Annotated in this window: 17 protein-coding genes; 4 read left to right on the top strand and 13 right to left on the bottom strand. The window is 63.7% G+C overall.

Annotated elements, in window-relative coordinates; genetic code table 11:
* Positions 1-94: 94 nt before the first annotated feature.
* The 5 genes from cydC to BH682_RS23500 all read right to left on the bottom strand — a co-directional run bounded on the left by cydC (position 95) and on the right by BH682_RS23500 (position 7090).
* Positions 95-1783, bottom strand: coding sequence for a thiol reductant ABC exporter subunit CydC (cydC, locus tag BH682_RS23480; RefSeq protein ID WP_075834263.1), 1689 nt, complete (start codon positions 1781-1783; stop codon positions 95-97).
* Positions 1773-3461, bottom strand: coding sequence for a thiol reductant ABC exporter subunit CydD (gene cydD / locus BH682_RS23485; protein WP_058037750.1), 1689 nt, complete (start codon positions 3459-3461; stop codon positions 1773-1775). The genes cydC and cydD overlap by 11 nt, the downstream gene beginning before the upstream one ends.
* A 58-nt stretch (positions 3462-3519) precedes the next feature.
* Positions 3520-4563: a cytochrome d ubiquinol oxidase subunit II gene (gene cydB / locus BH682_RS23490; protein WP_003939727.1), complete on the bottom strand. Its 1044-nt coding sequence runs from the start codon at positions 4561-4563 to the stop codon at positions 3520-3522.
* A 9-nt stretch (positions 4564-4572) separates the two neighbouring features.
* On the bottom strand, positions 4573-6072 hold the full coding sequence (locus BH682_RS23495; RefSeq protein ID WP_003939875.1) for a cytochrome ubiquinol oxidase subunit I: 1500 nt from the start codon (positions 6070-6072) through the stop codon (positions 4573-4575).
* A gap of 154 nt (positions 6073-6226) precedes the next feature.
* The gene (locus BH682_RS23500; protein ID WP_007733829.1) at positions 6227-7090 is read right to left on the bottom strand and encodes an aminodeoxychorismate lyase; all 864 of its coding nucleotides are present in this window, start codon (positions 7088-7090) and stop codon (positions 6227-6229) included.
* 79 nt (positions 7091-7169) lie between these two features.
* Here BH682_RS23500 and ygfZ point away from each other — a divergent pair, with 79 nt between their 5' ends.
* The 4 genes from ygfZ (at position 7170) to BH682_RS23520 (ending at position 10312) form a co-directional block, all read left to right on the top strand.
* Positions 7170-8291, top strand: coding sequence for a CAF17-like 4Fe-4S cluster assembly/insertion protein YgfZ (gene ygfZ / locus BH682_RS23505; protein WP_007733828.1), 1122 nt, complete (start codon positions 7170-7172; stop codon positions 8289-8291).
* On the top strand, positions 8288-8956 hold the full coding sequence (locus tag BH682_RS23510) for an MOSC domain-containing protein (RefSeq protein ID WP_030535239.1): 669 nt from the start codon (positions 8288-8290) through the stop codon (positions 8954-8956). The genes ygfZ and BH682_RS23510 overlap by 4 nt, the downstream gene beginning before the upstream one ends.
* A complete protein-coding gene (locus tag BH682_RS23515; protein ID WP_003940365.1) occupies positions 8953-9906 on the top strand; it encodes an asparaginase in 954 nt (317 codons plus the stop codon). The genes BH682_RS23510 and BH682_RS23515 overlap by 4 nt, the downstream gene beginning before the upstream one ends.
* Before the next feature lie 202 nt (positions 9907-10108).
* The gene (locus BH682_RS23520; protein WP_003940337.1) at positions 10109-10312 is read left to right on the top strand and encodes a DUF3073 domain-containing protein; all 204 of its coding nucleotides are present in this window, start codon (positions 10109-10111) and stop codon (positions 10310-10312) included.
* A gap of 150 nt (positions 10313-10462) precedes the next feature.
* On the opposite strand, the gene purM is transcribed toward BH682_RS23520, so the two are convergent.
* The 8 genes from purM to BH682_RS23560 all read right to left on the bottom strand — a co-directional run bounded on the left by purM (position 10463) and on the right by BH682_RS23560 (position 18498).
* The gene (purM, locus tag BH682_RS23525) at positions 10463-11542 is read right to left on the bottom strand and encodes a phosphoribosylformylglycinamidine cyclo-ligase (protein ID WP_003940225.1); all 1080 of its coding nucleotides are present in this window, start codon (positions 11540-11542) and stop codon (positions 10463-10465) included.
* A 207-nt stretch (positions 11543-11749) separates the two neighbouring features.
* Positions 11750-12496 carry an AIM24 family protein gene (locus BH682_RS23530; RefSeq protein ID WP_075834265.1) on the bottom strand — a complete coding sequence of 249 codons (747 nt, stop codon included), beginning with the start codon at positions 12494-12496 and terminating at the stop codon, positions 11750-11752.
* A 13-nt stretch (positions 12497-12509) separates the two neighbouring features.
* Positions 12510-13187 carry an AIM24 family protein gene (locus tag BH682_RS23535; protein WP_003939918.1) on the bottom strand — a complete coding sequence of 226 codons (678 nt, stop codon included), beginning with the start codon at positions 13185-13187 and terminating at the stop codon, positions 12510-12512.
* A 3-nt stretch (positions 13188-13190) separates the two neighbouring features.
* Entirely contained in the window at positions 13191-13799 is a 609-nt protein-coding gene (locus tag BH682_RS23540; protein WP_003940441.1) for an AIM24 family protein, read from the bottom strand.
* Between the two features lie 144 nt (positions 13800-13943).
* A complete protein-coding gene (purF, locus tag BH682_RS23545; protein WP_003940541.1) occupies positions 13944-15521 on the bottom strand; it encodes an amidophosphoribosyltransferase in 1578 nt (525 codons plus the stop codon).
* Positions 15522-15671: 150 nt separating this feature from the next.
* Positions 15672-16061, bottom strand: coding sequence for a sterol carrier family protein (locus BH682_RS23550; RefSeq protein WP_007733822.1), 390 nt, complete (start codon positions 16059-16061; stop codon positions 15672-15674).
* The gene (locus tag BH682_RS23555; protein ID WP_075834267.1) at positions 16061-16717 is read right to left on the bottom strand and encodes a CPBP family intramembrane glutamic endopeptidase; all 657 of its coding nucleotides are present in this window, start codon (positions 16715-16717) and stop codon (positions 16061-16063) included. Before BH682_RS23555 ends, BH682_RS23550 begins: the two co-directional genes overlap by 1 nt.
* The gene (locus tag BH682_RS23560; RefSeq protein WP_042922291.1) at positions 16714-18498 is read right to left on the bottom strand and encodes an alpha/beta hydrolase; all 1785 of its coding nucleotides are present in this window, start codon (positions 18496-18498) and stop codon (positions 16714-16716) included. Before BH682_RS23560 ends, BH682_RS23555 begins: the two co-directional genes overlap by 4 nt.
* Positions 18499-18501 lie beyond the last annotated feature (3 nt).

The raw sequence follows: 18501 nt of genomic DNA on the forward strand, positions 1-18501 counted from the left end.
CGATTGCGGCTAGCTGGCAGCCACCTCACGCGTCCGTCTGTACTTCAATTTCAGACCACCTCCTTCCTTGTGTACAGGAGAAAGTACGCGCACTTCACGATGACGGCAACGTATTTTCCACAGAAACTTTTCCGACGCATATCACCTGGTCAGCTGCTGTGCCGTCCGGAAGTTGGTGGGTGACGACAACTACGGTTCGCGAAGAATCGACCAGCATTCCGTCGCGATCGAGCAACTCGCGCAGCAACTGAGCGCCGGCCTCCGCGTCCATGTGCTCGGTCGGCTCGTCGAGCAGCAGTACCTCCGCGGGCGAGACGATCGCGCGTGCCAACAGCAACCGACGACGCTCACCGCCCGAAACCGCTCGCATACCGCCGACCAGGTAGGTGTCGAGCCCGTCCGGCAGTTCCGCCAGCCACTCGCCGAGACCAACTGCGGCAAGTGCCTTCTCCGCGTCCTCGGCGGTGAGGTCACCCCGCGCGACGCGCAGGTTCTCGAGTACCGACGTCTCGAAGAGGTGTGCGTCTTCGGCGAAGTACCCGACGTGCCGACGCAGCTCGGCCGGATCGATATCCGAAACGTCCACCGAGTCAACACGAACTGTTCCCGCGACGGGCGGCAGCAGTCCCGCCATCGTCATCAGCGCGGTGGTCTTTCCGGATCCGCTCTCGCCGACGACGGCAACACGAGCACCGCGAGGAAGATCCACCGACAGCGGTTCGGTCACCTTTCCCCCGGGCCAACCCGCCCGCAACGCGTGCACACTCAGGACCCCGTCCTCCGGCCACGCACGATTTCCTTCAACGTGTTCGGCGTCGGCTCGATCGAGTACCGCCATGATGCGTGCCGACGCCAGCCGCGCCTTGGTCAACGCAACTGCCGCGCTGGGCAGTATCGCGGTTCCCTCGAAAGCCGACAGCGGAAGCAGTACAAGGATTCCCATGGACATCGGTGACATGTCGGTGGTTCCGTACAGCGTAATTCCGATCAACAGGGCACCGAGGACGCTCACGCCGATTGCCAGGGGCGTCGCCGCGGCGGCAAAGGCACTCGGTACCGCCGCGCGATCGGTTGCGTCGACCACATCGTTCTCGGCAGAGACCGCCTCGCTCACCGCCTGATCCAAGCGACCCGATACCCGGAGCTCGGCGGAATGGTCGAGGGCGGTCACCGCGGACTCACTGAATCGCGCTGCGGCAGCAGAACTGTCGGCCTCGGCGAGACGAGCAGCACGAGCCGAAAGCCAGGGTGCCGCGATCCCGGACACCGCCAGCGCAACAGCCAGGATGAGCGCGGCCGGAACCGAGATGAACAACAGGATTCCCACCGCAGCAAACGCGAGGACAATCGAGACCGCAATCGGGATCAGTGCTTTGACGACGACGTCGCCCAGTGCATCCACGTCGGCGCCCGTACGTGAGAGCAGGTCACCGCGTCGTAGTCCGGCTGCTGCCGCGGGATCTCCTGCGGCCAACTGCTGGTAGATCCTCGATCGCGCCGCGGTGGTTCCGCGCAACGCGACGTCGTGCGTCGTCAATCGTTCGAGATAGCGGAAGACACCACGTGAGATTCCCAATGCGCGTACGGCAACTACCGCAACACTGAGATCGAGAACGGGGGGCATCTCCCAAGCACGCGTGATCAACCATGCGGACAGCGCGGCCAAGGCGAGTGCGCTACCGAGTGTTGCCACACCCGCCGCTACCGCCGTCAGTACGCGTCGTGGCCGAAGTTCCAGTAGCCGCAGAGCACGCAGAAGCGGATCGTGAGCGTCACTTCTCATGAGCGCGCACCTCGACGATCCGGTCAGCTGCGGCAAGCACACTCGGACGGTGGCCGATCACGACAACGGTGTCGCCACGCTCCGCCCGTGCTCTCAGAGAAGCCAACACTGTCCCTTCCGAATCCGAGTCGAGGTGAGCGGTGGGTTCGTCCAGGACAAGAACTGCGCGGTCCGAGGCAAGCACGCGTGTCAGTGCCAGCCGTTGCCGCTGCCCCAAAGACAGACCTGTACCGCCGACGCCGATCACGGTCTCGACGCCCGCAGGCAGCTCGGCCAGTACCGCGTCGAATCCCGTCGCAGCAGCGGCGCGAGCCAATGCTTGCGCATCGACGACCCCGGTGAGATCGAGATTTTCACGAACGGTGCCGGGCAGGAGGACCGGATGTTGCGGTAGCCAGGCCAACTGACTCCACCACGCGTGCTCGTCCAGGTCTCGGACATCGACGCCGGCGACCGTCACGCGCCCACTGCTCGGTTCGATCAACCCGAGCAGCGCGTGCACTGCCGTCGACTTGCCGCAGCCGTTGGGACCGGTGAGCACGGTGATCGCCCCTGGCGATGCCACGGCGGAAAGTCGAGACGGTGCGACTCCCCCACGAGAGGTCACGCCGAGTCCGTCGAAGACGATGTCGGCACCGCGAGCGACCACCGTCGTGCTACCACCCTCCGGTGCGGCAGAATCCGCCTCGATAACCTCGAATGCCTTGTTGGCTGCCGCCATTCCGTCCTCGGCGGCGTGGAACTGGGTTCCCACCATCCGAAGTGGCAGGTACACCTCGGGGGCGAGGATCAACGCGACTATCCCCGGCTCGAGTGACATGTCGCCGTACACCAGTCGCAAGCCGATACTCACGGCCACCAACGCGACGCAGAGCGTTGCGAGCAGTTCAAGCACCATCGAGGACAGGAACGCAACGCGGAGGGCGGACATCGTCGTTCGCCGATGAGCGTCACCGAGTTCACGGACGCGCTCGGCAGGACCCTGCTGACGACCGAGCGCCCGCAGCGTCGGCAAACCGGCAAGGAGATCGAGCAGTTGCGAAGACAACGTGGTCATCGCTGCCAGCGTCTTCTCCGACTTACCCTTTGTCAGCAGGCCGATCAGAATCATGAAGATGGGGATCAGCGGCAGCGTCACGAAGATGATGACCGCAGACGTCATGTCCTGCACCGCAATGACTATCAGGGTGATGGGTGTCAGCGTCACCGACAAGACCAGGGCCGGAAGGTATCCCGTCAGGTACGGACCAAGGCCGTCGACACCTCGGGTGACCACGGTCGCGATCTCGTCACGCCGCGGATCCAGATCGCGAGGACTCATCGCCGTCGCCGACGTCAGCACGCCGTTCTTGATCTCGGCAACGACGCGAGTCGACGCCCGGTGCGCATACCTGGTCTGCAGCCAAGTCCCCAGAACTCGGACCGCCACAGCTGCGGCGAGAACAACCAATTCGGTTGTCCACGAGGAAACATCCACAGTTCGAGTGGTGATCACTCCGGCCAGCACCCGGCCGATCATGAGCGCCGCGACGATGACCATCACGACGTTCACCATCGACAGAGCAACAGTCAGGATCAGGTAGCCGCGCGCAGAAGCGGAATGTCGCCACAGCCGCGGGTCGATCGGCCCCCGGCGACGCTCCCGAGTGGTGGGAGCGTCGCCTACTTCGATTGTCACGTGAATTCGACCGTCAGTTCTTTCGTGTTTCGAATGTGTCGTGATTCAGGGTTCGTGACTACCAAGTCTTCTCCTTGAATCGGAGACCGATCGACGCCGGAATCTGCTTGGAGGAGATGCGCTGTCGGAACACCCAGTACGTCCAGCCCTGGTAGATGATCACCACCGGTGTCATGAATGCCGCGGCCCACGTCATCACCTTGAGCGTGTACGGACTCGACGACGCGTTCTCGATGGTCAGGCTGTACGCCGGATCCAGCGTCGACGGCATGACGTTCGGGAACAGCGAGGCGAACAGCAGCACGACGGTGGCGATGACGGCCACACAGGTGAGAACGAAAGCCCAGCCTTCGCGCTCGGCCCGCGTCAGGAAGACGACGCCGATCAGTGCCGCAGCAGCGGCAGCTACCAGAATCCACGTCCATCCCTTGCCGTAGGCGAGTTGCGTCCACAGGACGAATCCGCCGGCGACCGGAATAGCCGGAATTGCCAGTCGTGCAGCAATCTTCACGGCATCTTCACGAACCTCGTCGGCACTCTTGAGTGCCAGGAACACTGCGCCGTGGAGAGCGAACACCAGCGCGGTGGTCAGACCGCCGAGCAGCGCGTACGGATTGAGCAGATCGAAGAATCCCGACTCGACCTGCTTGTCGGCGTTGATCGCCACGCCCCGAACGATGTTCGCGAAAGCCACGCCCCAGAGAACTGCCGGGACCCAGGAGCCGAAGATGATGCCCCAGTCGCAACGCTGACGCCATTTGTCGTCGTCGATCTTGCTTCGCCATTCGATGGCACAGATACGAACGATCAAGGCCACCAGGATGATCAGCAGCGGTAGATAGAACCCGGAGAACAACGTCGCGTACCACTCCGGGAATGCCGCGAACATCGCGCCACCGGCGGTGATCAGCCACACTTCGTTGCCGTCCCACACCGGGCCGATCGTGTTGAGCGCCACCCGTCGACGCGTATCGGCCGGGAGGTCACTGCCTCTGCCGACGATCGGCATGAGCATCCCGACACCGAAGTCGAACCCTTCGAGGACGAAGTAACCGATGAACAGTACTGCGACGAGCACGAACCATACTTCTTGAAGTCCCATGATCGCCTCCTAGTACGCGAACGACAGTTGTTTGGGCTTGTCCGGATCTTCCGGCTCGTCATGATCTGCATCGCCTGGTGGATGCATGTCGTGCTCCAACGGGCCTTCCTTCGCGTACCGCACGATCAGCTTGAACCAGACCACACCCAGCGCTCCGTACAGGAGGGTGAAGGTGATCAGCGAAGCCCAGACGGTAGCCGACGCGTGGTCCGAAACACCTTGGTCGACAGTGAGTCTGATCATGTCGACGCCGGTCGGATTGGGATGCACCACCCAGGGCTGACGGCCCATCTCGGTGAAAATCCAACCGGCACTGTTCGCCATGAACGGAGTGGGAATCGCGACGAGGCTGAGGATTCCGAACCACTTCTGGTCCGGGACCCGCCCCTTACGTGTGACCCACAGCCCCGCGAGAGCCAGTGCTGCCGAACCGGCGGCGAGGCCGATCATGGCGCGGAAAGACCAGTACGTCACAAAGAGATTCGGTCGGTAGTTACCCGGCCCGAAGTCCTGCTCCGCCTGCTCCTGCAGTTGATTGACGCCTTGCAGTTCGACGCCGGTGAACTTGCCCTCGGCCAACCATGGCAGAACGAACGGCACCTTCAGAACGTGCGTCACGCTGTCACAGTTGTTGTGAGTGCCGATAGTGAGGATCGAGAAGTCCGGATCCATCTCGGTGTCGCACAGCGATTCCGCCGACGCCATCTTCATGGGTTGCTGCTGGAACATGAGCTTGCCTTGGACGTCACCGGTGTAGATGATTCCGATTCCGGCCACGATCATGACGAGCAACGCGAATCGTGTTGCCGGACGGTACATCGTGCGCGCGTCGGACTCGAGGCGTTCGGCTTCGGCGGCCTCAGCCTGCTTGGCGCGGCGCATGTTCCGCACCATCCACCAACCACTGATGCCGGCGACGAACGTCGCCGCCGTCAGGAAGGCGCCGGCAACCGCGTGCGGGAAGGCAGCAAGTGCGGTGTTGTTGGTCAACAGCTCCCAGATACTGGTGAGCTCGGCACGACCCGTTTCAGGGTTGTACGTCGCACCGACCGGATGCTGCATGAACGAGTTGGCCGCGATGATGAAGAACGCCGACGCGTTGACGCCGATCGCCACGAGCCAAATGCACGCCAGGTGTACAAGTTTGGGCAGCCTGCCCCAACCGAAGATCCAGAGTCCGATGAAGACGGACTCCATGAAGAAGGCGACAAGGCCTTCCAATGCGAGCGGAGCTCCGAAGACGTCACCGACGAATCGCGAGTACTCGCTCCAGTTCATGCCGAACTGGAACTCCTGCACGATGCCGGTGGCTACACCGAGTGCGAAGTTGATGAGGAAAAGCTTGCCGAAGAACTTGGTGAGCCGATACCAGTGGTCCTTTTTGGTGACCACCCACATCGTCTGCATGATCGCGATCATCGGCGCAAGTCCGATGGTCAGCGGAACAAGGATGAAGTGGTAGACGGTAGTGATACCGAACTGCCACCTGGAGACGTCCAAAGTATCCATTGGCTACTCCGAGAGTAGGGCCCTGGGACAGGCTTCGGGGTTCGAGACGCGGGCAGTCGCTCGGCCCCTGCGGACACGGTACTGCTGTCCGGTTTGGACCGCAGGACTTTGCTACTACCAAATGTAGTAGAGACCTGTCGCGATTCCTATTCGCTTATCGCCCTGCTGAATCCGAATCAATTGCACGTTCAACCAATTCCGCGAATTCCCCGGAGACCTTCGGCTCTGGCAATGTGAGCCCGTCGAGTGTATGGACGCGTGCGGCCAGCGTGACGCTCGAAACCATCCACACTCCGTCGGCCGCAATCAAATCCGCAGGTCGGAGGGTTTCGTATCGGCAATCGAAGCGAGCACTGCCGGCAACGTCGAACAGGGCGCGCTGCGTAGTGCCCATCAAAATGCCCTGTGCGGGAGGCGGTGTGATCAAAGTCCTGTCCCGAACGATCACCACCGTCGAGCGTGGTCCCTCCAACACATTGCCCTCGGAACTGACGAAGATCACATCGTCAGCACCCAAATTCGCCGCATATCGAAGCGCTGCCATGTTGGTTGCGTACGACAACGTCTTCGCGCCCAGTAGCTGCCAGGGTGCCCGGGCAGAGAGATCGACAGAGAAACCTCGCTCGAGAGTCATCACCGATAACCCCGATTCGCGGACCTGTCTGACCCGATCGGCCACCGGACCGACCATCACGAAGGCTGTCGGCTTGTCGCCGCTCTCACGGCCGCGGGTCAGAACGAGACGAAGGGCGCCTTCCTTCTCGGTCCCCCATTCCTCGGCAGCCATCTCGATCGCCAGACGCCAATCATCGAGAACCGGAGCGGGCAGGCCGAGTGCCCGTGCGCTCAGAACCAGTCGACTCAGGTGTCCCTCGACCACCCGGGCGCGGCCGTCGCGTACCAACAGCGTCTCGAAGACTCCGTCGCCGCGCACCACCGCCAGGTCGTCGGCGTGCAGAAACGGTGCGTCAGCATCGAGCACCTCATGGTCGAGAGTCACCAATACGCGATCAGGCATGCCATCAACCCTAACGATCCGCCAAGCCGCCGGGGCCGCCCTGTAACCGCGATCCCGCCCACACTCCTAGACTGGTCTCGTGGTCGACAACGCTCTTGTGCCCAACAGCCCACTTCTGACTTCCCCCGGCGCGGTCACCGCACCGGACGGTTCGGCCGACATCGGTGTCGCGTGGCACTACGGCGATCCCCTCGGCGAACAGCGAACCGCGCAGCGCGCAGCAGTGGTGGTCGACCGCAGTCACAGATTCGTGATCGCCATTCCCGGCGACGAACGCCTCACGTGGCTGCACACGATTTCGAGCCAGCACATCGCCGCGCTCCCCGACGGCAAGAGTGCCGAGAACTTGAGCCTGGACGTCAACGGGCGCGTCGAGCACCACTTCGTGCAGACGGACCTGGCAGGTGTCACCTGGATCGACACCGAGGCGAACCGCGGACCCGACCTTCTCTCCTTCTTGAAGAAGATGGTGTTCTGGTCCAAGGCCGAACCTCGAGACGGCAACGAACTCGCGGTCCTGAGCCTGATCGGACCCGAAGCGTCAACTGTCCTCGCCGCACTCGAGGTTCAGACACCCACCGAGGCCTACGACGCTCACGCCTTGGCCGACGGCGGATTTGTCCGCCGCATGCCGTGGCCTACCGAGAACTCTTTCGATCTTCTCGTCCCACGTGAGCAACTGGCAGCGTGGTGGACCAGGCTGACCGATGCCGGCGCCAAGCCCGCCGGCAGTTGGGCCTTCGAGGCACTGCGCGTCGAAGCGACGAGGCCTCGCCTCGGACTGGACACCGACGAACGGACCATCCCGCACGAGGTCCACTGGATCGGTGGGCCGGCCGAGCACGGCGCCGTCCACCTCGACAAGGGGTGCTACCGCGGTCAGGAAACCGTCGCCCGAGTTCACAATCTCGGCAAGCCCCCGCGCCATCTCGTCATGTTGCACCTCGACGGCAGCGCCGAAGCCGTCCCGGAACCGGGTGACCCGATCACGGCGGGCGGACGGGCCGTCGGACGCGTCGGGACCGTCGTCAATCATCACGAGCTCGGCCCCATCGCACTCGCTCTGATCAAGCGGAACATCCCGGTCGACACCGAACTGATGGCCGGCCCCAGCGCTGCGTCCATCGATCCGGATTCGATCGTCGCGGACGACGCACCCCAGGCCGGACGTGAGGCTGTCAACCGATTGCGCGGAAAGTGACGGGCACGGTCGACGCGGTCTGCGTCGTCCACACCGAACGTGACAGTGGCGTCAGGCGAGTCCCCCGTACCGCGATCGACAAGCGTCCCGTCGACGGCCGCGTCGCGGTAGGACGACTCGGTCTGGGTGGCGACTACGTCTGCGACACCGAGTTCCACGGCGGTGCCTTCCAAGCTGTCTACGCGTATCAGCGCGACGAAGCGCAGCGTTGGTCGGACGAATTGGGCCGACCTCTCGGCCCCGGATGGTTCGGCGAGAATCTTCACATCAGCGGGATGCTCGTCACGGACGCCGTGATCGGCGAGCGTTGGCACATCACCGGAGCCGAGGCGTCGGACGTTCTCGAACTCGAGGTGACCGCGCCCCGCGTCCCGTGCGGCACCTTCGGCATCTGGGCCGCGGAAAAGGGCTGGGTCAAAAGATTCACCGAGCGGACCGACGTCGGCGCCTACCTTCGCGTCAACCGGACCGGCACGATCGCCGCGGGCGATTCGGTCACCCGAGTCCACGTACCGGATCACGGAGTGACTGTTCGAGAGGTCTTCGCCGGAACGGATCCTGAGCGGCTTCGACGGCTCCTCGCAGAACACACCGACCTTGCACCGAACGTCACCGCGCGCGTCCAGAGGTTCATCGAACAAGCAGAAGCGCAGGTGCACTCGTGAGTATCGAATTGGTGGAAGTGGTCCGCTCCGGATTCCGCGAATGCGTGCATCGCGGATCGGCCGTCATTCTCGGCGCCGACGGCGAGGTCGTTGTCGGACTCGGGGAAATTCACACACCCATCTACCCGCGCTCGGCGAACAAGCCGCTGCAAGCCGTCGCTGCGCTTCGTAACGGCTTTGCACCCACCAGCCCGGAAGAGCTGGCCGTCGCGTCGTCCTCACATGCGGGCGAGGCCGATCACATCGAACTGGTCGCAGCGCTTCTCGCTCGCTACCAACTCGGTGTCGACCAGTTGCAGTGCCCCTCCGATCTGCCGGGCAACGAACTGGCCCGAGCCGAACTGATCGCAGCGGGCGAGCTTCCCAGCCCGATCTACATGACCTGCTCGGGCAAGCACTCCGCGATGCTCGCCACGTGCGTCGTGAACGACTGGCCGCTCGAGACGTACATGGAGCCGACTCATCCCCTCCAACTCGCGATCCAGGAGACGATCTTCGATCTCAGCGGCGAGGAAGAGCAGGAACTCGGCATCGACGGTTGTGGTCTCCCGATCGTGCCGCTCTCGCTCACGAACCTGGCTCGGGCATTCGGACGCCTGCCCTCGGCTGAGCCCGACTCACCCGAACGAGCTGTGGCCGACGCGGTCCGCGAGAACCCCTTCCTCGTCTCGGGCACCGGCCGCAACGATCAGCGCCTGATGTCCGCCGTGCCGGGTCTGTTCTCCAAGACCGGATACGACGGCATCTACGCCGGAGCGCTTCCCGACGGTTCCGCTTTCGCCCTCAAGATCGACGACGGTCACGAGCGGGCGCTCCTGCCCTTGGCGGCAGCTCTGCTCAAGCGGATGAACACCGAGTGGACCGAGGAGTTGGCGGCTCTCGCATCCGCTCCGGTCTTCGGCGGCGACGCCCGAGTGGGGACGATTCGCGCAATTCCCGGAAACTTCTGAGCAGTTCTCACAAAGTTCTGACGAGTTCTTTCAGCATCCTGGCAGCTCGCGGCCATAGTGAGAGCAATCAGACACGGCGGTGAGGCCTTCGTGGAAGCGGAAGCGACTTTTCCACGCTAGAGTGTGTGTCAGGAAACTTACACACTCAAACGGGGCCGCCAAATTCCCCAGGCCGCCCCGCGAAAGCGCGAGGGGGTCAGCCATGGGCCGCGGCCGGGCTAAGGCAAAGCAGACCAAGGTTGCACGCGAATTGAAATACAGCGTACCGACCACGGATTTCGACAGCCTGCAAAGAGAGCTCGCAGGTGGATCGACCAACTCGCATCGGAGCAGTGTCCGATCGGACCAGACTTCCGATAGGGAAGGGCATGCGCGAGAGGACGACTACGACGACTGGCGGCGTTGACCGCGCACTGCCACCGCGCAGACTGTGAAATGAGGAAGAGCTGATCGCTCTTCCTCATTTTTGCGTTCCATTTTCCGCCTCGCGTCTGCTTGCACGGACACACAAAACTGCCCCACCGGATCTCTCCGATGGGGCAGCTGACGTTGCGGTCTAGAAGCGCGGGTGGTCTCCGGCCAGGAACGCACGCTCTGCAGCGGCGTCCGACGCCTTCTTGACGCTACCGAGCGTCCAGCAGTCGATGTGGCGTGCGGTGAGGACGGCAAGTGCGCGGTCGACGTCCTCGGGTGCGACGACGGCGACCATGCCGACGCCCATGTTGAACGTCTGCTCCATCTCGGCGCGCTCGACGCGTCCGCGCTGCGCGATCATGGCGAAGACCGGAGCGGGGCTCCAGGTTCCGCGATCGAGTTCGGCGACCAAGCCCTTGGGCATGACGCGCGCGAGGTTGTTGGCGAGGCCGCCACCGGTGACGTGGCAGAACGTGCGCACGTCGGTCTCGGCAGCGAGTGCCAGGCAGTCCTTGGCGTAGATCTTGGTGGGCTCGAGCAGCTCCTCACCGAGCGTGCGGCCGAACTCGTCGACGTGTGCGCTCAGGTTCATGCGGTCGATCTCGAGCAGGACCTTGCGGGCCAGTGAGTAACCGTTGGAGTGCAGTCCCGAAGAACCCATCGCGATGACGACGTCGCCGGGGCGAACGCGATCCGGTCCGAGCAGCTTCTCTGCCTCCACGACGCCGACACCGGTGGCGGAAAGGTCGTAGTCACCGTCGGCCATGATGCCGGGGTGCTCGGCGGTCTCGCCGCCGAGGAGAGCGCAGCCGGCCTGGATGCAGCCCTCGGCGATTCCGCTGACCAATTCCGCGACGCGCTCGGGGATGACCCGGCCGACGGCGATGTAGTCCTGGAGGAACAGCGGCTCGGCGCCACAGACGACGAGGTCGTCGACAACCATGGCGACGAGGTCGAGTCCGACCGTGTCGTGCTTGTCCATCGCCTGCGCGACAGCGAGCTTGGTTCCGACGCCGTCGGTCGATGCGGCGAGCAACGGCTCCTTGTAGTCACCCTTGAGGGAGAACAAGCCGGCGAAACCACCGAGGCCACCCATGACCTCGGGGCGGCTGGCCTTCTTGGCCAGAGGGGCGAAGAGTTCCACCGCCCGGTCGCCTGCGGCGATATCGACTCCTGCTGCCGCGTAGGAGGCGCCTGCGGTGCGGTGACTGTCCTCGGTCATCGGGTTACTACTCCAGCCTTGTATTTCTCGCGAGCACGTATTGCTCGTGCACAGGTAAGTGGTCTTGCAATGTGAAGTGTTTGCAATCCTCGTGACGCGAGATGGATCGTTCGACTCGAGACCCAGAGCGCGCACACAAATACCGACGATTACGCCCATACGCTACCGGACCGGCCCCCTCGGTGAGACCTCGCGTACCCCGAGACGTCAGTTCTGCAGCCGCGCACCGATCGAGGCGTGCAGTGCGCGCAGACTGTTCTGCCCGAGTGCGACCGTCTCGGATTCGATGTGTTTGAGGAGGTGTCCGTCGTGGACGACCTTCTCGCTCGACTGGATCAGTACCGTCCCGGCTCCGGTGAAATCGAACTGGCGTTCTTCGCCGGTATTCGCGCCGAACATGCTTCCGCGAACCGCGCCCAGGAAGCTCTGCATCCAGTCGGCATCGAAGTGGTGGGACGGCGACGGGCAGTCGGCCCAACCCACCAACGCCTGCGGGTCGATGCGCAGCGGCGGCTCCGCGAACATGACCGGGCCATTGGACGACGCCAGGAACTTGCCTGTCCCCAGTAGCGTCAAAAAGCCTGGGACGATGGACTGTTTGAGGTCCAGGCTCGTCTCGAAGGCGAGGAGATTGGCCGCGCGAATCGTGAGGTTGCCGTCGTCGAGGTCATAGGAATTGATGTTGAATCCGCGGTCCCCGAGGATCAACTTGCCCTGTCCCTGAGCGAGCACCCAGTCGTCCGCGTAGAGCGGCGAAGAGAACCTGGCCGCGACGATCGCCGTCATACTCGTGCGCCCGAGCGGCTCGAAGTTGATGTTTCCGTAGTACGCGATCATCGCGCCCTTGGACGTGAACCACGGCTGCCCGGCCATCTCGACGCAGAAGGCGTAGTCGTTGCCCGGGACGTTGTCGTTGGCGGGCAGAATTGCCGGATTGTGAATTTCGATACCCATGCTCTGTGCCCTCTCAGAACTTCTGCTCGGACGCCTGGACCCAAACGGTGCCGGCGCCGGTCATCTTCAGCTGGATGGACTCCCCCGAGCCCTTGCCGACGGCCTCGCGCCAGCCGACGTTCGCGGAGATGTCGACGTTGATCTGACCGATGTGGCACACGTATGCCTGCGGGTCGACGACGACCTGAGGATTGTTCGGACCGACCTGCAACGGAATCGCGCCCCCGTGGGAGAGGACCGCGACGCTTCCCTGTCCGTGCAACTGCGTCGTGAACAGCCCTTGACCGGTCATGGCGCCGCGTACTGCTCCGCGCACACCGCCCTGCGACGTGAGAGCGACTATCGAACTCTGGAGGTAACCGTCGTGTGCGAGGAGTCGGTCGGCTTCGACCGTGAGCATCGACGAACCGTCGAGGTGGATGACCTCGACATACAAGCCGGCATGCCCGTAGAAAACCTCACCGTTTCCCTCGGCGGCCATCATGCGTGCGTGTTCGCCGGACATCATGCGGCCGGCCATCCCGGCGATACCGCCCATGTTCGGCATGGCGCCGGGCCCACCGCCCATGCTGTGCGGGATGAAGCGGACGTCACCGGTGTAGTAGAGCATCGACCCGGTGCGGGCAAGAACGTTCTGGCCCGGCGCGAGGGTCGACTTGACGACCTTGCTGTTCACCAATTCCAACGGCATGGTTCAGCGCTCCTCGGGCTGGATGTAGACGACTCCGGATCCGTCGAATCGCAGCGAGAACGCTTCACCGCTGCCACCGCCGATCGCGGAGCGCCAGGTGACGTCGGTGACGAAGCTCTGGTTGAGCTGGCCACGGTGAGCGACGAATGCGTCGGGATCGGCAACCAGCGGATACTGCGGGCTGACTTCGAGCGCGATGATCGGTCCGCCCTTCGACAGCACGGCCACCAGACCGGTGCCGCTGACGACAGTCGTGAACAATCCCTGTCCGGAACCTGCGCCGCGGAGGCCGGCAAATTTCACGTCGGTTCGCAGTTGTCCGACCAATGCGAGCAACTGTGACGCTTCCACGTGCAGAGCGTCGTTGTTGAGCTCGATGATCGTGATGTCCTGGGCATCGACCGCGAAATAGACGGTGCCTTGACCACTGACTTCCATCAGGGACAGTGATTCACCTGCCGCCTTCTGTTTCAGCGCGGCACGCAGCCCGCCACCACCGCCCATTCCGGCGTTCTTGAAGGTGATCGCACCCTCGTACGCCACCATCGAGCCGTTGATCGCTTTGATGGTGTCCCCCACCAGGTCTGCGACCAGGACCCGGTGCCCATCCATTCTCAGTTGCGCCACGGAGGGCACTATGCCAGATGCTCACGACGTATGCCGTGTCGTGGAACAGAAAGTCGTGAACAGAAAATCTGCCGCCCACATGCTGTGGACGGCAGATTCTCGGCTGTCGAATTTCAACGATTCTGATGTTCAGGGGCGGCTGAGCGCGCTCGCATTGTCGTTGTCGCGAGTGGCCGTCGAACCTGCGGTGCTCTCGAGCATCCCCTCGAGGACGTTCTTGCCGATCGACGTTTCCTTGGGAAGCGCGATCGGGTAGGTCCCGTCGAAGCACGCGGCGCACAGACGGCTGGCCGGCTGCTCGGTGGCGGCGATCATGCCCTCGGTGGAGATGTATCCGAGGGTGTCCGCTCCGATGGAACGACGCACACCGTCGAGCATCTCCTCGAACGTCGCATCCTGTCCGCCCGCGCCGTTGGCAATCAATTCGGCCGGTGAGGCGAAGTCGATGCCGTAGAAGCAGGGCCACTTGACCGGCGGCGAGGCGATACGGACGTGAATTTCAAGGGCGCCGGCTTCGCGGAGCATCCGGATGAGCGCACGCTGAGTGTTACCGCGGACGATCGAATCGTCCACCACCACAAGGCGCTTGCCGCGGATGACTTCCTTGAGCGGGTTGAGCTTGAGCCTGATACCGAGCTGACGGATCGTCTGCGACGGCTGGATGAAGGTACGGCCCACGTAGGCGTTCTTCATCAGACCCTGGCCGTAGGGGATGCCTGAGCCCTGTGCGTATCCGACGGCTGCGGGGGTGCCGGACTCGGGAACGGGGATGACCAAGTCACCTTCGGCGGGATGCTCGCTGGCGAGCAGACGGCCGATCTCGACGCGGGTCGAGTGGACCGAACGGCCACCGATGACGCTGTCGGGACGCGCGAGGTAGACGTACTCGAAGACACAACCCTTGGGAGTCGGGTTCGCGAAACGTGAGGAGCGAACGCCGTCGGCGTCGATCGCAAGCAGCTCACCGGGTTCGATGTCGCGAACGAACGACGCACCGACGATGTCGAGGGCTGCGGTCTCGCTGGCGACTACCCAACCGCGGTCGAGTCGACCGAGGCAGAGCGGGCGGATGCCGTGCGGATCGCGCGCTGCGTACAGCGTGTGCTCGTCCATGAAGGTGAGGCAGAACGCGCCCTCCAACGTGGGAAGCAATTCCATTGCGGCCTGTTCGATGGTGCTGTCGCCGGCAGCGTGTGCCAGGAGACCACCGATGAGGTCGGAGTCGGAAGTCGCGGCATTGGGGCGCTTGTCGTTGACCAGGCCGGCGGCACGGGTGCGGCTCGCGAGTTCAGCGGTGTTGACCAGGTTGCCGTTGTGGCCGAGCGCGATGCCGGTACCGGCAGTGGTCGTACGGAAGATGGGCTGCGCGTTCTCCCACGTCGTGGAACCGGTGGTGGAGTAACGGCAATGTCCGACGGCGACATGTCCTGGCATTGCTGCGAGAGTCTGCTCGTCGAATACCTGGCTGACCAGGCCGAGATCCTTGAACACCAACACCTGGGAGCCGTCGGCTACCGCAATGCCGGCAGCTTCTTGACCACGGTGCTGAAGTGCGTACAGGCCGTAATAAGTGAGCTTCGCCACATCCTCTCCCGGCGCCCAGACGCCGAATACACCGCATTCTTCGCGGGGCTCGTTCTCGTCCTCGTCGGACGGGTTCGAAGCGAGGAGATTTGGACTGTTGACCGACAGATCGGCACGAGTCACCGGGCGCTCCCTTTGTGGGCAGGGGTTGGGGGGCATCCACAGTCTACGGCCATTTTGGGACTCACTTCCCCTGAGGGCTGCCTTGGCTCTCAGATCACGCCGAAGCGAACCGGATGGTCTCTCACTGTTGCTGCGCCAACCCCTCTGTTGCTAGGTCAACCGCAGCAGTGGGAGCCAGTGCGCAATTTCGGGAGCGCGGCTACCTGAGGCGTCGACTCTTCCGTCACCTGAGGCCTCGGAGAACTCGAGCAATCCGGTGACCATCTGCAACCACGTCCGAGCGTCCGTCTCGACGACGTTGGGCGGGGTTCCGCGCGTGTGACGCGGACCTTCGATGCATTGCACCGCAACAAACGGTGGGACCCGCACCTCGACGCTCGATCCGGGGGCGATCTGTTCGAGAGTGCGCGCACTCATCTTCACTGCCGCACCGAGTTCACTGCGCGAAGGCTTCGGCAGTTCCGGATCTCGAAGCCACGGGCCGACGGCCAGGACGGCGGCACGAAATTCGGCGGGGTCGACGGCGCGGCGGGGCGGCATCAGTTCACTCCCTGTCTGCGAGTAGCGATACGAACGGCAAGTGCGCCACCGGCATTCGTGGCCAGGTGCAGCAGGGCGGGGGCAAGCACGCTGCCGCCCCGGCGGTGCAGCCACTCGAACAGCAATGCCGAAGCACCGGTGAATGCCACTGCTGCGGGAATGTTGTCGCCGGCGCCGCGGGCGGGGGCGACGTGCCACAATCCGAAGGTCAGTGCGTGAACGGCCTGCGCGGTCGGCCTGTTCAGTTCACGGTTCCAGACCGCGGACATCGCGCTGCGGAACAACAGCTCCTCGGAGAGCACTGTGCCGAACGGGATGTGCAGGATGATCCATTCGAGGAAGTCTTCGCGGCCGTCTGCTCGCTCGTCGGCAGCGAGAGTCGCGCGCAACGAGGGAACGGCTAAAGCGACGCTGTAACCCGTAAGCACTGCGCCGGCCGCGGCTCCGCCGAACCGGGCGCCACCACGAATGCCGGTGTGCGCCAAGCCGAGTTCCTCGCGGGTGTAACCACGTGCGAGTAGGACTCCGATGGCCGACAGACCGGCCGCGGTGTTGACCACGGCGCGGGCTCGGGGCGAAAGACCGAATGCCGGAAGCACGACGTTGCTCCAGGTGATCGCGGTAGCGCAGAGCGCGATCGAGGCGACTCCCCTCACTTCTCGGGGCCCTCTGATTTCACGGCGACAACCAATGCCGACCGCACTCGCTCGGTTTCTGCGGCCGTCCACCCCTCGGGCTGGGCGACGCTGATCCAGGCGTCCAGAACGGAGGTTCCGTAATTGTGACCGTGACCGTCGGGAACTCCCGCAGCGTTACCGAGGTCTGCAGACACCTGCCAGAACGTCACGACCGGGAACCATTTCATCGACGGCGAGCGGTCGAAACCGGGCACTTCCTTGAGCCACTCGGGCCGATTGAACATGAGGTCGGGTGACCACCACACCACTGGATCGGAAGGGTGCTGGACAAACAGAACCCGCGGCTGCGGCCACGTCATCCCGTCGGTCGGAATGTCTTCGGAGCGATCCGCGAACCGCACGCCGGCCAAGCCGTCCGCGTAGACGGGAGCTACTTCGGGAGTGCCGGGATCGCGCCTCTTCTCGATCGAACGCCACAACTGCGTCGCGTTCGGTGGGCCAACCCACAGAATTCCGTCGGCGGTATCGCGCGCCGCTTGCAGTGTGTCGAAGGCTCCGGCGCCGGCCATGACGCCGAGGCTCTCGCCGTAGACCATGAACTTCGGCCTGGTGGCTTCCGGTTCCTGGAGCCATCTTTCGTGTACCCGCTCGATCAACAGGCGTCCGGCAGCTTGCGCCTTCTCCTGGTCGGCGAGGAATGAGATCCAACTCGGCAGGTACGAGTACTGGCTGGCGACAAGAGCAGTGTCGCCGTCGTGCACAAGTTCGATTGCCTGCGCCGCAGTGGGATTGACCCACCCCGTACCCGTCGTCGGAATGACCACGAGAACCTTGCGCTGGAATGCGCCGGTCCTCTCCAGCTCCTTGATGACCAGATCCATACGCTCTTCGGGATCTTCGGCGCTTTCAAGTCCGGCATATACGCGAATCGGATCCATCGCAGGCTTACCGGTTGCCGCTTCGAGTTCCTGCGCGTCGAGTCCGCGCGAGACGAAGTTTCGTCCCTCGAACCCCAATGTGTCCCAGGGAGCGGCTGATTCGGGGCTACCCGATTTCATCGGATCCTGCGGTTCGACGACGCCGTCGCGAGTGGTCGAGTTCTGCAGACTGAAGATCGAGTTGGTCGCTGCATAGATTCCGCGGACCAGGACGCCGTCGACCAGCATGAAGAACAGGACGGTGACAACCAGGACACCGACGCCATTGGCCACCGACCGTGACCAGTGGAACCGCCGCATCAGCTGTCGGGCAATCAGTTTCACCAGATCGTGGAGGACCCGCCAGATCGAGATGAGCAGGCCACCGACGAGCAGGCTCAGTCCGAGGGTTCGGATGTAGCCGGAAGTGGTCGTGCCTTCGGCATCGGTCAGTGCCGCGATTTCACGTTGCCACCCGGCCGCGTAGACCAGCATGATGATCGCCGCGACGATGGACGCGACCGGAACGAAGACCTTGATCGCGGAAGGCACCGGCTCGGGCAGTGGCCACCACCGTCGCCCGCTGAGCAGGTATCGCTCGACAGCCCAACCGATCGCAGTACCGACGCCGTAGCCGATGGCCGAGTTGATTCCGCCGATCAGACCTTGGAAAAGCCAATCGCGCGGCAACAGCGAAGGGGTCAACGACCAGCAGAAGAAGAACGCGGCAAACGCGATGCCGGTGAAGTCGAGTTTGAGGAGCCCCCACGCCCACTCGGTGAAGCGGTTGTCGAGCTTCTCGAGGGGTGCGGGAACAGCCAGCCGCAGGTGGTGTTCCTGCGGCTGGCTGTCAGAAGAAGTCAGTTCTCCGGAATCGACCATCTA

It is taken from the genome of Rhodococcus sp. YL-1 (assembly GCF_001942025.1).
Taxonomy (GTDB): domain Bacteria; phylum Actinomycetota; class Actinomycetes; order Mycobacteriales; family Mycobacteriaceae; genus Rhodococcus_F; species Rhodococcus_F qingshengii.

Excerpts from the sequence above, each read along its gene's own strand:
- purM (WP_003940225.1), bottom strand. The coding sequence starts at position 11,542 with ATGACCGAGGACAGTCACCGCACCGCAGGCGCCTCCTACGCGGCAGCA.
- BH682_RS23530 (WP_075834265.1), bottom strand. The coding sequence starts at position 12,496 with ATGGGTATCGAAATTCACAATCCGGCAATTCTGCCCGCCAACGACAAC.
- BH682_RS23540 (WP_003940441.1), bottom strand. The coding sequence starts at position 13,799 with ATGGATGGGCACCGGGTCCTGGTCGCAGACCTGGTGGGGGACACCATC.
- cydC (WP_075834263.1), bottom strand. The coding sequence starts at position 1,783 with ATGAGAAGTGACGCTCACGATCCGCTTCTGCGTGCTCTGCGGCTACTG.
- BH682_RS23560 (WP_042922291.1), bottom strand. The coding sequence starts at position 18,498 with ATGGTCGATTCCGGAGAACTGACTTCTTCTGACAGCCAGCCGCAGGAA.
- BH682_RS23500 (WP_007733829.1), bottom strand. The coding sequence starts at position 7,090 with ATGCCTGATCGCGTATTGGTGACTCTCGACCATGAGGTGCTCGATGCT.
- BH682_RS23520 (WP_003940337.1), top strand. The coding sequence starts at position 10,109 with ATGGGCCGCGGCCGGGCTAAGGCAAAGCAGACCAAGGTTGCACGCGAA.
- BH682_RS23495 (WP_003939875.1), bottom strand. The coding sequence starts at position 6,072 with ATGGATACTTTGGACGTCTCCAGGTGGCAGTTCGGTATCACTACCGTC.
- BH682_RS23550 (WP_007733822.1), bottom strand. The coding sequence starts at position 16,061 with ATGCCGCCCCGCCGCGCCGTCGACCCCGCCGAATTTCGTGCCGCCGTC.
- BH682_RS23535 (WP_003939918.1), bottom strand. The coding sequence starts at position 13,187 with ATGCCGTTGGAATTGGTGAACAGCAAGGTCGTCAAGTCGACCCTCGCG.
- cydB (WP_003939727.1), bottom strand. The coding sequence starts at position 4,563 with ATGGGACTTCAAGAAGTATGGTTCGTGCTCGTCGCAGTACTGTTCATC.